Origin of the sequence: Cupriavidus alkaliphilus (assembly GCF_014191175.1) — a bacterium.
In the GTDB taxonomy this organism is placed as follows: Bacteria; Pseudomonadota; Gammaproteobacteria; order Burkholderiales; family Burkholderiaceae; genus Cupriavidus; species Cupriavidus alkaliphilus.
In genome coordinates this window covers 103,526-118,761 of the sequence record NZ_JACHWE010000007.1, presented here as the reverse complement: position 1 = coordinate 118,761, position 15,236 = coordinate 103,526, and the positions used below count along the sequence as shown (strand labels likewise).

Below are 15,236 nucleotides of genomic sequence, written 5' to 3'. Positions count from 1 at the left end.
GCAGGCATGGCACACTTTCCGAAGACACCATGAAAGCCTCCGCCCCCTTCCGTTTCTCGAAAACCAGGCTGGCCGCAATGGCTGCCGCACTTGCCTGTGCCGCCCTTGCCGCTCCCGCGCAGGCGCAGTCGAAATACCCGTCGCGACCCATCTCGCTGGTGGTCGGCTACGCCGCCGGCGGTTCCACCGACAAGCTCGCGCGACTCGTCGCCCAGGCCATGCAGGACGATCTGGGCCAATCGGTGGTGGTGGAAAACCGACCTGGTGCCGCAGGCAACCTCGGCGCCAGCGCTGTAGCCCTCGCGAATCCGGACGGTTACACACTGTTCATGGCAACCGTCAGCAGCCACGCCATCAATCCCTGGCTCTACCCCAAGAGCGGTGTCGACCCCCTCAAGAGCTTCGAGCACGTGGCGCTGGTGGCACGCTATCCGCTGCTGATGGCGGCCACGCCAAACTCCGGCATCAAGACGCCAGAGGAAGCGTTGACGTTCCTTCGTAACAATCCTTCCGGGGCGTTCTATTCGTCAGCTGGCGTCGGCTCAGCCGGGCACCTGAGCGGCGAACTGTTCAAGCTGATGGGCAAGGTGTCAATGACCCATGTTGCCTACAAGGGCGGCGGCCCGGCCATGATGGGTGCCATGAGCGGCGAAGTCTCGGTGATGTTCGATCCGATCCCGGCGATGCTTCCGCAAGTCAAGGCAGGCAAGCTGACCGCGATAGCCGTCACGTCGAACCTTCGTTCGCCAGCCTTGCCCGATGTGCCGAGCCTGAACGAGCAAGCGCTCCCCGGCTTCGATGTCACCTCATGGGCAGGCATCGTGGCGCCGGCCAAGACGGCTCCCGAGATCCTGCAGCGGCTACGTGCCAGCGTGGCCCGGGCCCTGGACACCCCGCGCGTGAAAGCAACGCTGCAGGCCGATGGGGCGCAGGTTTCCTTCCTGCCAGGTGAGCAATTCCGCGTCTTCAACCAGGCCGAGATCAGCCGCTGGGGCGAGGTCATTCGGAACGCAAAAATCTCGGTTCAGTGAATGACGCAGGGGACTACGTCTCCAACACGGAAGGCCGCCCCATTCCATGGCGGCGGCCCGACAGTCGTTCGCCGGCGTTCCGCTAGAACTTGTGCCGCATGCCAAGCGCCACCCCGGTCTGGCTGCGCGCGCCGGGTGCAAGCGTCGCCAGTGCTGCGAAATTCAGGCCGGCATTGCGCACGTATGCCACGGCCCCGTACAGATCCGTGCGCTTCGAAGCGGCATAGACACCCTGCACGACATACTGCCTGGGATTGGACGGACTGGCGTGGCCAACCGTGGCTTTCGTATCGTCATAGTAAAAGGCTGCATTCACCTGGAACGCCGGCGTCAGCCGATATCCCACGCCCGCCCACCACATATCGTCGCGTTGCTTCCTGTCTCCGCTCGCTGTGGTTTCCTCCGCCCAGCGGTAGCCGGCCGTCAAGCGCCATGCGCCTGGCGCATAGGTAGCCGCGACCGCCACCTTGCGCATCCTGCCGTAGCCAGTCACCGTATCCAGGCCGTTGGCCTGGTCATACACCGCAGCGAGGCCGAGCTCGCCACTGATATAGCTGGCGCCGCCTCCCCACGAGGCATTGCCCTGCCAGGACCCGGCCTGCTCGCCGAATCCGTAGTGCGCCTGCGCAGCGAAGGGCCCGCGCGCAATGCGGTACTTGACGGCATTGTCCACGCGCAGCGGGCCCATCAGGAACGGCATCGGCTCATAGGCCCCGGCATAGGTAAGCGGCATGAACAGCGGCAGCAGATCGAACATGCTGGTGTACTGCCGCCCGAATGTCAGCCTGCCGAAGCCCTCGGTGTTCAAGCCCATAAACGCCTGCCGGTTGAACAGGCGGCCAGCCTCGCCCATGGTGCCGGCATCGATATTGAAGCCGCTCTCCAGCGCAAAGACCGCTTGCAAGCCCCCGCCGAGATTCTCGACGCCACGCAGGCCCCATCGGGATCCGGCCAGCCCGCCAGAGTTCACCCGCACCCGGGATCCGCCCTCCGCTGCAGCGTCCGCGGCCGTACGCAGATGATTGCTGTACTCGAGGAAGGTGTCCGCCACGCCATACAGCGTGACGCTTGACTGGGCATTCCCCGCTGGCACGACACCGGCTATCGCAAGCAGTCCGCAAAGATGGGTAAGGACGGTCACCCGTATGCTTTTCTTCATGAAGTCTCTCCTTGGTCGTTTGCCGCTTCGTGCGCCGGTGCCGGTTCTGCAAGGGCTGCAGGCAATAAGATCCCGTGCCGCGCGATTCCGGATCGCGCGGCAGCCGAATGGGTGGATGGTGAAATCGAAGGGTTTCCCGCTTGGAGCCCGTTCGCTGCGCTACCGTCGCCGGCGCCAGGCCGACGTCAATGGCACCGGGCTTTCGTTACCCGGGAAATCGCGTTGCCGGAAGCGGATCAGGCGGTGAAGGTGATGGTCGCCATTTGCCTGGCGAGGCGTTGCTGTGCGGCGGCCAGTTCCCGCTTCAGCTTGGGCCAGTCCACGCCGAGCATGGTCCCGTTGCGCTTGCGCGCCTTGCCTGCGATCCAGACACTGTCGACGTCCGCGAGCGAGGCAAAGTTCGCCACGCGGTCGGCAAGACTCCCCTGCATGGCGAAGCCGATCCGGTCGGTTCGCAGCAGTACCAGATCGGCACGCCTGCCGACGGCGACACTGCCGACCTCATCACCCAGCCGTACCGCCTTTGCACCGAGTGCCGTCGCAAAGTCCAGGCTGTCCTGCGACTTGTAGGCGCGCACGATGTCACGCCCCTCCGGTTCCAGGAAGAGACTGAGGAACGCGCCACGCACGTGCTCGAAGAAGTCCTGCTGCACGACCAGCGGCCCGTCGACGCCGATCCCTGCCGCAACGCCCGCATGCCGGGCGCGGCCGTGCGAAGATGCCATCATGTGTGGCGTCAGCATGTAGGGGAACTCGCCGACAACCGTTGAACAGAGCATGCCGCCGGTGTCGCGAAGCAGGCCGAGTTCTTCGGCGGTCAAGCGGTTGCCATGCGACGCGTGATAGTCCGGCCCGAGCAGGCCTGCATCATGGAGATCCCGGATGCCGGAATCGCGCTGGCCAATGGTTCCCGGCGCGGTGGGCGCGGCAGGCTTGTGCAAGTGCGCGGCGAGCATTCTGACTCCGGTGCCGCGCGCCCGCTCCCATTCCCTGCGGACCTCCGCCACGGGGCGTCCGATCGCGTTCGATGGCGCCAGGCCAAGCTGCAATGGCGACGCGCTATCCGAAAAAATCTCCCTCTGCAGCTGTTCGGCAATCTTCCAGCTGTGCTCGGTGGTGGTATTGAGGTCCGCGTGGACACGTGCCATCGAGACCGTCGATCCCGGTCCAAACGCCACGGCACGGCCCAGCTGGTATGCGAACCATCCCGACACGCCGGAATCCCGTACGCCACGGGCCGCGGCCAGCGCCGTCTCTGCACTGGGCTGGCCATGGGCAAAATCGAGCACCGTCGTCACGCCGGAATCGATCGCCTGGAGGCCACCGATCAGTTCCGCCAGATAGTTGTCTTCCGGCGTCATGCACGCCATCATGCGGCGCTGCCACCCCAGGTAGGCCCGCGAATAGCTCGACGGATCCATCTTGATCAGCCGGCCGGCATCCACGCATTGCCACAGATGCCGGTGGCCATCGACCATGCCGGGCATCAGGATCATTCCACCCGCGTCGATCGTTTCAGCGTCAGCCGCCGTGATGTTCTTCCCTATCGACGCAATCCGGCCATCGTCGATCAACACATCGACAGCATGCAGTTCACGGAACTGAGCGTCCATGGTGAGCACATCCGTGTTCCGGATCAAAGTTCGACGCGGAGCGTTGCTCGCCGCAATGGCTGCGCCCGTGGCCCGCGGCGCTGGCTGTGCTCCGGCCTTTGCCCCCATCGCCGCAGCAACGATGCCTGCTCCCGACAGGCGCAGGAACGCCTTGCGCGACATGGTCAGCGGCTCGCGCGCATCATCCGAAATCTCAGTCACTCTCTTGCTCACGTCTCGCTCCGTCGTTATTGTGTCGGCCATATTGACAGCGATGCCTCCGGGATTGAACATTCGTTCCCGAAAAAATGGGTTTCCGGGCGAGAAAGAGTATGGACCGTCTTACAGCGATGAACGTTTTCTGCAGGGTGGTCGAGCGCGGCAGTTTTACCGTCGCGGCGGAACGCCTGGACATGTCGACGGCGTCGGTCAGCAAGTATGTCTCTGCATTGGAAAGCCACATCGGGACGCCGCTGCTGGCCCGCACAACCCGGCGCATCGTGCTGACCGAGGCAGGCAAGAACTATTATGAGAAGTGCACGCGCATCCTCGATGAAATCGAGGATGCCGAACGCTCGGCTGGCGTGGTGCAGACTGTCCCGCGTGGCCTGCTGAAGGTGCGCGCCCCGGTATCGCTTGGCAACGCCAGCCTCGGGCGTACCGTGGCGGAGTTCACGGCGAGGTTCCCGGAGGTCAGTGTCGAGATGACGCTCAACGATCGTTTCGTCGATCCCGCCGAGGAAGGCGTCGACGTCGCCTTCTACATTGCCACCACGCCAAAGGGCTCGGCCGAAGGCGCCCATCCCATCGCCGCGATGCCGCGGCTGCTGGTCGCCGCACCCGGTTACGTCAGCCACCGCGGGTTGCCGCTCGATCTTGCCGACCTGGCACGACACAGCTGCCTGGTCTACACGCGCGGCATCGCACCCAACGAGTGGCGCTTCACCCGAGAAGGCGAAGAAAGCGCGGTGCATGTCACCGGCGCGTTCCGCTGCAATCACAGCCTGACCCTGCGAGAGGCCGTCCTCGACGGCGCAGGCATCTGCCTGCTGCCTGCGTTTCTCGTCATCGACGACCTGGCGGCGGGGCGATTGTGCACCATCCTACCGGACTGGTGTCCGCAGGCCAGGACGCTCTACGCCGCCTATCCGCAACCGCGGCGCGCCTCGCCGAAGGTCCGGGAATTCGTCAGCCTCGTATCCCGGCGGTTCGACTTCGGCTCGTCCTTGCCGGCCGAGAGGCAAGACGCCTGACATCATCCGCCCTGCGCCTTGCATCGAATCGTCTCGCCAGCGGCGGCGAGCGCTGCGCGATCGGCCGGCGATTCTTTTCCTGTGGGAAAGCCATTGTTTCGTGTACGCCGGTTTATCCGGCCACCAGGGAATGACAGCATCCAGGCTCCCCTATAGGAGCCAATGGAACCATGAACAGAACCCTGATCAAGAACGCCGACGTCCTGACGATGGATGCAGGTCTCGGCGAGTTGCGCGCAGACGTGCTGATCGAAGGCGATCGTATCGCTGCAATCGGCGTGGACCTGCCCGTGCGCGATGCAGAGACGATCGACGCCACCGGCATGATCCTGATGCCCGGGATGATCGACGGCCATCGGCATGTCTGGGAGATCATCGACATGGGGCGCTTGGTCAAGTCCCGGCCCGCCGATTACGCAAGGTACTACCAGCAATGGAAGATGCGGACCATCGTCTGCATGACCCCCGAGGACAATTACCTGGCAGAGCTGATCGGCGGCCTCCAGGCGATCGATTCCGGCGTCACCACCCTGTTCGACTTCGCCCACGGGCAGCCGACCGAGGCCTGCGCCATGGGCGCCGCACAGGGCTTGAAGGACTCCGGCATCGCCGGCTGGTTCGGCTTCCAGCTAGGCGTGTCTTCCTCATACAAGGCGGGGGACACCGTGCCGCTGGCAAAGGCGGACGCCGAACGCATTGCCCAGACGACCGAAAGCCACTGGGCAACGGCAGAGCGCCTGCAACGCGAGCTGTTCTCTGACAGCGAGGCGCCGCTGCAGCTGGCCCTGGCACCCAGCGGCAACACCGGATCCAGCCTGGCAGACATCCGCAGCGAATGGACCCGTGCGCGCGGCATGGGCGTCGGCATGCTCGCCGCACATATCCACAAACCCGAGAACCCGTACCCAGCCGGGTTCATGGGCCACCGCGACTCGGGCATCCGTGACCTCTATGAAGCCGGCCTGCTGGGCCCCGACTACCAGGCCACCCACGCCAATCGCCTGACGGCCGACGAACTTGCCATGCTGCGCGATACCGGCGGCATGATCTGCGCCACGGCGATGGGAGAATTTCCCTATGTCATGTCCGAAAGCAAGGGGCCGTCGGTGCATGGGCGTTCGCGGCGTGCAGGCGTGCCCACCAGCATGGGCATCGACATCTCGCTCGCGCTGCCGGGCGACTATTTCGAGCACATCCGGGCAACCTATTGGAACCTCTATCTCGACCCTGAATGCCGCGAAGTCATGCGCGCATGCAACTCTGAGTACATTCTCGACTTTGCCACGGCCCACGGTGCGCAAGCGCTTCGGCTCGGCGATACCACCGGCTCGATCCGGGTTGGCAAGCGTGCCGACCTCGTCCTGCTGAGCACGGAGCGAGTCGGTTTCGGCATGGCGGGAAGCTTGGCGGACCGCGTGGTCACCTTCGCCAGTACGGCTGACGTCGACAGCGTCTGGATCGCCGGCAAGGCGCGCAAGCGCCACGGCAAGATGATGGGTGTGGACTGGCGCGCGCTCAAGGCACAGCTCGTCGAAGCCCAACAGCGCATTGGCCGACAGGCAGCCACCATCCGCTTTACCTGAGCCGGACCACACCGCAGCAACACGCCGCCCGCCCCGGCCCCCGCCGCCGATCGGGCGCCAACAGATCGGCCCAAGCATCGACCTTCGACCACGCCAATGAAAAGACGCCACCTTATCCTTGCCTTCGCCGCATTGCACCTTGCCGCCCAAGCCGCCTTCGCCCAGGCGCCAGATGCCTGGCCAGGCAAGCCCGTGCGGATCATCCACGGCTTCGCCCCGGGCGGGCCCATCGACAGCTTCGCGCGGCTGCTCGCGGCCCAATTCCAGGAGCGCTTCGGCCAGCCTGCCATTGTCGAGGCCAAACCCGGCGCAGGCGGCACCATTGCGGCCCGGTACGTGGCGCGCAGCGCCCCCGACGGCTACACGCTCTACCTGATGGCTTCCGGGCATGCCACCGCTCCCGGACTCTACAAAGCGCTGGGCTATGACCCGGTGAAAGACTTTGCCGTGGTCTCCATGATCGCCCGCAGTCCTTACGCGATCGTCGCGAACCCGAAGGCGGGATTCGACACCATCGGTCAATTGGTCAACACGGCAAGGCAGCAGCCTGGCAAGGTGGACTACGGCAGCGGCGGCAATGGCACCGGCATGCATTTGGCGGCGGCGCTGCTGCAGGCGAGAACAGGAGTGCGCCTGAGCCACGTCGCTTACAAGGGAGGCAGTGCAACGGCGCTGGCCGTGGTCGGCGGAGAAGTCCCGGTGATCTTCACCTCGCTGGCTGGCATGAGCCCTTACATCGACAGCGGCAAGGTCAAGGTGCTGGCCGTCACCACCCGCGAGCGCTTCCGCCTGTACCCGAACGCCCCGACCATCTCCGAGACCGTGCTCCCCGGCTTCGATGTCACTGCCTGGTATGCCTTCGCCGGCCCGAAAGGCTTGCGTGCCGACATCATGGCGAAGCTGGGCGAGATGGTCCGCGTGACCCTGCAGCGCGCCGATGTCGCCGAATCGCTTCGGATGCAGGCGGCCGAACCGTGGCACACCAGCCACGACACCGCCCAGCGCTTCGTGGCCGAAGAAGTCAGCCAGTGGCGAAAGGTGATTCAGGACGAGAAGCTGTCCGAGTTGAACTGAACGGCTGGCGCCGGGTCCGGCGCCGCGCAGGGCCGGTCGCGGAAGCACTCCCGGCAGCACTCGAAGGTCACATATAGTTCATCGTGAATGTCGCCACCGCGTTGACGGCCCCGCCGGTCACCGGAGTTCCGGTCCGGTAGTAGTAGGCAGTCAGAGGTATGTTGAGGAGTTGGTTGTCATACGTTGTCGTGGCATAGGAAACCATGCTGCCCAGAGGTACCGGCGTGGTAGTCGAACGCTTCCGGATCTGGATGCCCACACCGGCCGCTTGGTTGGCTCCCCCTGCCGTTGCCAGGACCCCTGTTGCTGCGTCGGTTCCCGGCGCCACCGTACCGTCGATCCGGTAGGAAACCGCAACACCGGTGTCACATGACAGATCAATGGAGAAGTCCTTTCCGCCGGAGACGTCCCCAACGTTGTTCAGAGAACTGGCAGGCTGCGTGGGCAGCGTCACCGTGATGTCGCCTCCTCCCAGAACTCTGCAACCTATGCTTTGAATGTTCACCGTTGTCGTAGTAAAAGTGACAATGTTCGTGGCGAGACTTCCATAGCTCGTCCGGGCGGCCGGACTCGGGAGTTGCATGGTTCCGGACGCTAACGGACCGGTGATGATGTACTGCACGCGGAAAACTCCGGCGGGCGTATAGGTTGCGGCGGTCGGGGTAGTCGTCAATTGCCTCGGGGGCGAATCCAGCAGCCATGCCGCATAGTTGTCCACTGCATCGATATCGGCCGGGTGATAGCTGGCCGTAATCGTATTCGAGTATGCCGCCTTGATCCCGACCCCGCGCACTCCGGTCTCGTAGACATGCGGCATGCCCGGTACCGGCGTCAAGGATCCGGCGAAGCCAATCGTCACCGGCATGCCGACCGTGCAATAGATATGCGCGCTGCCACTGGCGACCCATTGCGAATCATAAATGATCGTCCCAACCGGCGTGTTCCGCTTGAATGACAGGTTACTTGGCAATGCCAGCACGGTATTGGTCTGCGGCGGCGATCCAGAAGGCGAACAGTCGGCAAACGCGCTCCCGGCGTGAATCAGAAGCATCGAAAGAGCCAGGTAAACAAGCTGTTTGAATTGGTTCACATCAGACTCCGGTAATACAAAGGAAAACGCAGGACAAGCAAGAGCTCTCTTTCAACAGCGATTCTTGCCGGCGCCGCATCCTGCCAAAGCAATTGCATTTCAATCTCATCGGCCCGTACTAGAAAGCACAGCGAGAATCAAGTACCACGTAGCCGGAGCCCATGTCGCTCTTCCCCTGCGGCACTTCGTATTTCAGTCGGCATGCGGAAGTCCCCTCCCCCCATTTCACGGTCAGTTCACCAGTGTCCTGATGTACGTTCGCGAGAATCTTGCTGCCTTGGCTGACGAAACCAACTTCCTTACCTGAGACATCGATCACCGAGGCACCGAACGGTAGCGGCTTGCCGTCCTTGCGCGTTGCGCGAATCAACACCGGCGTACCGAGGTTCTCCGTCTCAAACTTCACGACAGTCACGGCACCGGCGGTCGGACTGGTCCCGGTAGTCGTCGACTTCAGACCCACACTCATCGGCAGGCCCTTGGGATCGATCTCAATCTGGTTACGCGAGAACGGCATGACGTTGGCGGCAATCGCTCGTCCCCATGGGTCCAGGCGCAGCCCGGCAGCGTTGGTCACCCGGGCGCCCGCGGCTTCCTTCGCCTCGATAATGGTCATGGTCTCGCCCATGATCGGCGTGAAAGCCACACCGCCCGGGTAGGCCACGATGCCGCCGGAGATGCCCGCACTCGCCTGGGTGTAGTTGTTGCCCTTGCTGACGCTGCCGTTGAGTGTGGTCATGGGCGCCACGTAAATGGCTGTAGCGCCCACCGAAGCATCCGAGTTGTTGCCGCCACCGGAGGTGTGAGAGGCATTCACGCCGTAGCTGAATTGGTTGTCCGCGCCCAGCGTGCCACTCACGGATTCACGCACGCTGGTCGCGCCGGTCGAGTCGTGCTGGAGGCTTGTCACGGACATCGGCGCACGCGCGCCATTACCCAACGGGATGCCGAACGTCAGCATGACGCGATTGACCCATTCCCTCTGTGTCAGATTGAACTCGCGCGAAGCGGAGACACCGTAGCTGATGCGCTTGTAGAAATTGTTATAACCCAGGGTGAACTGCGTATCGCGGCCGCTCCGGTTCCAATAGTCCTGCGTGGAGCCGCTGAAATAGAAGTTGCCCCAACCTTGCGGCAAATTCTGGTTCAACGTCAGCTGCAAGCGACCGCGCTGGACGCCCACCATCCCCTGCGCGATGTGCCGGCGATCCAGATCCATCAGTGTCATGGCATCAGCCACGCCGAGATAGCCGCGGGTCGAATAGCGGTAGGCTGCCAGCGTCAGGTTGGTATTGGTCGGTGCGACCAGCTTGGTATAGCTGAGGCGGTAGCTCTGGCCATCGCGGTCCGGCTCGTTCTCGAGCCTGGTACGTGCGTAGGTAACGTCCGCGCCAAACGCGCCGTAGTCGGTGTTCAGGGCCGCGCCCATCATCACCGCGCCATAGTTTTCGCTCAGCGTGGCGCCGCCGTAGCCGGTCACCATGTTCGACAAGCCGTGCTGCACGGTGGCCTGAATCATGAACGGGCTGATGCGTGCGCCGGTATTACGGTATTGGCCAGCAGTGACCGAATAGCGTGTAATGCCCGGTCGCAGCGCATTCACCGCCGCGGCGTAAGGGACCTTCGAGACGTGGACGCTGCCGTCCGCTTCGGTGACAACCACTTCCAGATCACCACCGTAGCCCGTGGCGTACAGGTCGCTAATCTCGAACGCCCCAGGCTGGACGGTGGTCTCGTAAATGATGTTTCCATTCTGGCGCACCTGAACCCGGGCGGCGGACGAGGCAATGCCCCGCACCGTCGGCGCATAGCCGCGCAGCGACTCCGGATACATCCGGTCGTCACTGGCCATCTGCACGCCGCGAAAACCCACCGAATCGAACAGCGCGCCATCGGTAAAGCCATCACCGATCGTCAGCTGACTCTTGAGCGCGGCAATGGCACGCCTGGCGTTGGTCTGCAACGACTGATACTGATTGCCGGCCTGATCATTGTGGGTATAGGTTCCCATATGACTGAGCCGCCATGGCCCGACATTCAAGCCGGCGTTCACCCCAATGTAGCCCTGGGTGTAAGAAGTCCCATAGCTCTCCGACCGGTAGATGCTGGCGTTGTATTGGAGCTTGGCCGCGTTGACACCATCGTCCCAGAACTTCGGGTCGACATAGCCGCGGGCGTTGCGCGACATGAAGGCCTGAGGCACGCTGACGTCCAGCCGGAGTTCGCCGCTGTCGTAGCTGGCGGTAGCGTCTGCAATCAGCTCAGGCAGCGTGACGCAAGACGTCCCGGCAAGCAAATCAAGCGCCTTTTCTCCGAGCTTCGCAAGATCGACCCCGAGACGCTCGAGCGCGGCCCGATCGAAGCAGGCCTGTACATTGGTCTTGTCGTCGCCAATCTGCCGCAGTGTCACCTCGGAGCGGCCCAGCCAAACCTGGTTCACAAAAAGCTCAGCACGGTACTGGCCGGGCGCAGCAATGTTGCCCTTGCTGAACCGGCTGATATCGATATTACCGCCAGGTCCCTTTTGTAGAAACGCGTCGTTGAACTGAACCTCGGCAACCAGGCTGCCCTGCTCGGCAGGCGTAGCGGCAAACACCGGCACCCCACTCACCAGCATCAGGACAACGGCGCTGATCGGGCACAGATGCGAGGGGAAGGGGTTGCGCTTGGACTTTTGCATGATGGTGGACGCGGACTAAGGTCGAACGCATCCTTACCGCGCCTCGGCGGCATCGCACACATTCGTTGGATGACTGGATCTATGCGGGCTGCGATGTCAACACAGCCCGTTGCTTTCACTGCTTCTGCAAGGCAACTTCGTTGCGGTGCGGACCGCCGAAGTCGTTGATGGCCTGGTACCGGACCTTAGTGCCGGTCGCCATGTGCCAATCGCCCTTGAGCGGGAACACCTTGGCCTCGCCAGGGCGTACCATGCCGCCCTCTTCATACTTCGCCGACCGCTCACCGGCCACGATTTCTATTTCGGCAAAGGAGACGTGATAAGGCGTAGGGTTGCTGGCCTCGATGCCGCCCGACACCAGGCGCCATTGAATTTGATCCGGAGCTTCTTCCGGATTGCCCGGCAGGTTTGCGGGGCGGAAGAACAGCTTGATACGGGAGCGAATCGCAAGTTGCAGCAAGTTCAGCTTGCCACCTTCGTCTTTCGCCTTCGGCGGGATATCCAGCACATTCAACCAGAACACCGACTCCTTGTCGGCGGGCAACGCCTCGCCGGTATAGGCAATGCGCAACGTCTGGGCTTTGCCAGGATCAAGGCGCGCGACCGGCGGCGTGACAGTGAATGGCACATCCACGGAGGCTGGTTCTGCTTGCTCGTCGCCTTTGTCCACCCACACCTGCGTCAGACTTGGCGTCTTGCCTTCATTACTCAGCTTGATGGTGGTTTCCCGCTCTTTCGCGTTGTAGATCACGCGCGTCGCGGCAATCACGACAGAGGCGTGCGCCTGCATGGGACCAACAATGCCGCCCAACAACAGCGCCGAGCAAATCACGGTCCGGATGATTCGCCTCGTGTTCATGATCGTATCCTTAATACACTCTTTACTAAGCCAACGAAGATGGTGCACGAGGCACCATCTTCCCTCATCGCCTGCCGAATGCTTATTGGTAAGCGATCGAGTAGGTCACGTAGGAGTTGACGGTGCCCGCCGTGGTGGCACCGGTCGCGAAGTAGCGGCCGATGTACGGCAGCGTCGCGGCACCCGAAGCAATCGTCGTCGGCTTCGAACCTTGCGAAGCGACCGGGTCGCCAGCCTTGATGATGGAGCCATCGCCGTTCAGGAGCTGGATTTCCACGTTGGCGGCGGTACCGGTTTGCTGAACCAGGCGGCCGTTGGCGTTTACGGTCGAGCCGGCTTCGAACTGAGTACGAACCGGTCCGCTGTCCGGCGTGCAGTTGGTCAGTTGGATCGAGAAGGCGGAGTCACCAGCGGTCTGGCCTGCAGCGTTCAGCGTCGAGGTGGAGACCGTGGGCAGCACGACGGTGAAGTCCTTGCCCCCGATGCTGCTGGAGATGTCGCAGGTCTGCGCCGTCAGCGCGCCGTTGAAGGTGATGGTGCCGTCCGAAGCGAAGGCGCTTTGCGACGCGATGGCTGCACCAGCAACGATCGCTGCCGAGAGAAGCTTGGTCTTCATGATTTTTCTTTCCTTAAGGTTGAGGACTTAGAATTAGGCCGATCATGGTGCGGCCAAACACCGTTTTCCCGAATGTTGCCCACCAGATGGAGGAGCACTCAAAGCTTGAGCATTAGGCTCGCAACCATTCTGGATCGCATTTTCTTGTGGCTAGCAAAAACCAGCGTGACGCTATATGGCGTGGCCGACGCAGGCATCGAGTAACTCAGCAAGATGGCCAACGACCATAATGAGTCTGGAGTCCATGTAATCTGATTACTACAATGATTGCGACTGCGCGGCCGGGTAGCATGCTGGATCGCCACCCACGTTCCGCAAGCATTGGCTGCGGACAGGGTGAAGCGTAATACTCTTGCTAAATGCCAACAATGGAAGGAAATCGAAAAATAGCCAAAAGTGCGTCGGTCTCGTCAAGCTTCCGCTGGCTGCATTTATCCGATTATCAAAGCTTGGTTTGAATAGTGCGCGTGGAGCTTTGCGAGGCGAAGTCGGGGAAAGTCATGTGCGGAGCGCAATGGGCATTGCGGTTCCGTTTTTTGCCTGGGGCGGCAAGTAGCAAATAAGGATCGGACAGCTTTTTTTTACTTGTCCGAATGCTGCCGGTCCATCGGTGTGAGCAAGACCGTGCGTGGGCGGGCCAGGGCGGCGAAACGCTCAGCCATGTACAAACCGGCTGCGCAGCACCTTCCCCGCATTCGCCAGTTTCCCGTCCGCCACTTCCACCGTGCGCTGCACGGAATCCTCGCTCGCCGCCAGCAACGCGCCATACATCGCGCTGAACATCTCCCGCGCCGTCCTTCCCGGCCAGTCCTGCGGCAGCAGCGCCTCAGGCAGATTGGGTCGCGCAGCAGCACGCGCCGGTATTCATGCACCAGTGCAGATGGCGCAGGACGCGCTCAACCGCTGGTGGTGGCCCGGTGCTGGACCGCTCGGCGCAGGCAAGCGCCGAACGCCAGCGCTACGGTGCGCAGTTCGTGCGCGCCATGACTGGCATCGGCGCGGCCGGTGCCAGTCAGCACTGAGTCAGCACTGAGCCAGCCGCGCGCTCGGTCGGTGTCCCGCTGTACCTTGTGGCGGGACGCCATCTACTTCTGCTGCCCGCGGGCTCGCCTTAGCGCCGGTGCTGCCGGAAAAACTGCCACATCATGGTGCTGGCATCGGGCCCGATCTCGCTGTGGTAGTGGTAGCGGTGGTCGCCACCGCTCCAGGCGTGGCCCAGTCCCTCCACCTCGACCAGTGTCACTAGGTCGCGGTGCCAGCGGCCGAAGCGGTATTCATGCGACCGGCCCGGGACATTGCCTTCCGGCTCGAAGCGCGCGGGGCGGCCGGCGAGGCGGTCTTCCAGGCCGTTGTAGGCCAGGAACTGCCGCGCCAGCAGCCGTCCGTTGACCGGATGCACCGCGTCATCGGCCAGTCCATGGATCACCAGCGCGGGCATCTCCGGGCCGCCCGGCGTCACGCCGGCGGCATCGAGCAGCCAGGCGGGCTCGGCCTCGGAGCCCGCCTGCATCGCGCGCAAGCCGGCACGCGGGTTCCCGGCCGCGCCGATGACCACGCCCGAATGGAGCGCCACGGCCGCCGCCTTGTCCGGATAGCGCAACGCCACCACCGCGGCCATGGCCGCGCCCGCGGACATGCCTGCCAGGTAGATCTCCCGTTCGCGCACGTCATGGCGCGCCGCCAGTGCGTCGACCAGCGCGGCCACCGCCTGCGCCTCGCGTCCGCCGTCGGTCGCGCTCAGGTCGAACCACTGCCAGCAGCGCTGCACCTGGCGGCGCAATGGCTGCTGCGGGTAGGCGACGATAAAGCCCTCGCGTTCGGCCAGCGCATTCAGGCGCGTGCCCGCGGCCAGGTCATCCGGCGTCTGGCGACAGCCGTGCAGGACCACCACCACCGGCAGCGGACCGCGATGGGCCTTCGACGGGATGTAGAGGTGATACGACAGTTGCGGCACCAGTTCGCCCGGCATGGGTGCCAGGCGCAGGCGGTGGGCCTGCCAGGTGCCGGGCAGGATGCCGGGATCGGCGACCGGGCGCGCAGGCCGGACAGGCCGGGGCGGGTCGGGCAGGTGCGTCGGTGTAAGTGGATTCAGCGAATCCATGCGCCGGAGCCAGGATTTCACCTGGGCTTCCGTGCGGGTCTGCACGCGGCTCAAACGCCGCATGCGGGCATGCCAGTCTGCTGCAAGGCTCTTCGTCATGAGGACTCCTTTGTGACGGAATCTCCCCCTATGCCTTTATTGTTGCGTTGCAGCATACCACAGGCGTGAGTCGTCCATCCGCCATGGACGGCTATGCGT

At 63.5% G+C, this 15,236-nt stretch carries 12 protein-coding genes; 4 read left to right on the top strand and 8 right to left on the bottom strand.

Annotated elements, in window-relative coordinates:
* Positions 1-29 precede the first annotated feature (29 nt).
* Positions 30-1,031 (top strand): Bug family tripartite tricarboxylate transporter substrate binding protein, encoded by a 1,002-nt coding sequence (locus FHX60_RS21890; RefSeq protein ID WP_183284608.1) that lies wholly within the window; start codon positions 30-32, stop codon positions 1,029-1,031.
* An 82-nt stretch (positions 1,032-1,113) separates the two neighbouring features.
* Here FHX60_RS21890 and FHX60_RS21885 read toward each other — a convergent pair whose 3' ends face one another.
* Positions 1,114-2,190, bottom strand: coding sequence for a porin (locus FHX60_RS21885; protein WP_183284607.1), 1,077 nt, complete (start codon positions 2,188-2,190; stop codon positions 1,114-1,116).
* A gap of 236 nt (positions 2,191-2,426) precedes the next feature.
* Complete coding sequence (locus FHX60_RS21880) at positions 2,427-4,016, bottom strand: amidohydrolase family protein (RefSeq protein ID WP_311730299.1); 1,590 nt, start codon at positions 4,014-4,016, stop codon at positions 2,427-2,429.
* Positions 4,017-4,114: 98 nt separating this feature from the next.
* Between FHX60_RS21880 and FHX60_RS21875 the strand changes: the two genes are divergently transcribed.
* The 3 genes from FHX60_RS21875 (at position 4,115) to FHX60_RS21865 (ending at position 7,692) form a co-directional block, all read left to right on the top strand.
* Positions 4,115-5,035 carry a LysR family transcriptional regulator gene (locus FHX60_RS21875; RefSeq protein ID WP_183284606.1) on the top strand — a complete coding sequence of 307 codons (921 nt, stop codon included), beginning with the start codon at positions 4,115-4,117 and terminating at the stop codon, positions 5,033-5,035.
* Between the two features lie 170 nt (positions 5,036-5,205).
* Positions 5,206-6,618, top strand: coding sequence for an amidohydrolase family protein (locus FHX60_RS21870; protein ID WP_112776399.1), 1,413 nt, complete (start codon positions 5,206-5,208; stop codon positions 6,616-6,618).
* Between the two features lie 96 nt (positions 6,619-6,714).
* On the top strand, positions 6,715-7,692 hold the full coding sequence (locus FHX60_RS21865) for a tripartite tricarboxylate transporter substrate binding protein (protein WP_112776398.1): 978 nt from the start codon (positions 6,715-6,717) through the stop codon (positions 7,690-7,692).
* Between the two features lie 67 nt (positions 7,693-7,759).
* On the opposite strand, the gene FHX60_RS27925 is transcribed toward FHX60_RS21865, so the two are convergent.
* From FHX60_RS27925 to FHX60_RS21835, 6 genes are all read right to left on the bottom strand, one after another.
* Complete coding sequence (locus tag FHX60_RS27925; RefSeq protein WP_183284605.1) at positions 7,760-8,782, bottom strand: fimbrial protein; 1,023 nt, start codon at positions 8,780-8,782, stop codon at positions 7,760-7,762.
* A gap of 118 nt (positions 8,783-8,900) precedes the next feature.
* The gene (locus FHX60_RS21855) at positions 8,901-11,462 is read right to left on the bottom strand and encodes a fimbria/pilus outer membrane usher protein (protein WP_183284604.1); all 2,562 of its coding nucleotides are present in this window, start codon (positions 11,460-11,462) and stop codon (positions 8,901-8,903) included.
* A 115-nt stretch (positions 11,463-11,577) separates the two neighbouring features.
* On the bottom strand, positions 11,578-12,321 hold the full coding sequence (locus FHX60_RS21850) for a fimbrial biogenesis chaperone (RefSeq protein ID WP_112776395.1): 744 nt from the start codon (positions 12,319-12,321) through the stop codon (positions 11,578-11,580).
* 82 nt (positions 12,322-12,403) lie between these two features.
* Positions 12,404-12,937 (bottom strand): fimbrial protein, encoded by a 534-nt coding sequence (locus FHX60_RS21845; RefSeq protein WP_112776394.1) that lies wholly within the window; start codon positions 12,935-12,937, stop codon positions 12,404-12,406.
* A 654-nt stretch (positions 12,938-13,591) separates the two neighbouring features.
* Positions 13,592-13,720 (bottom strand): hypothetical protein, encoded by a 129-nt coding sequence (locus tag FHX60_RS27840; RefSeq protein ID WP_260164402.1) that lies wholly within the window; start codon positions 13,718-13,720, stop codon positions 13,592-13,594.
* Between the two features lie 328 nt (positions 13,721-14,048).
* The gene (locus tag FHX60_RS21835) at positions 14,049-15,137 is read right to left on the bottom strand and encodes an extracellular catalytic domain type 1 short-chain-length polyhydroxyalkanoate depolymerase (protein WP_183284603.1); all 1,089 of its coding nucleotides are present in this window, start codon (positions 15,135-15,137) and stop codon (positions 14,049-14,051) included.
* Positions 15,138-15,236 lie beyond the last annotated feature (99 nt).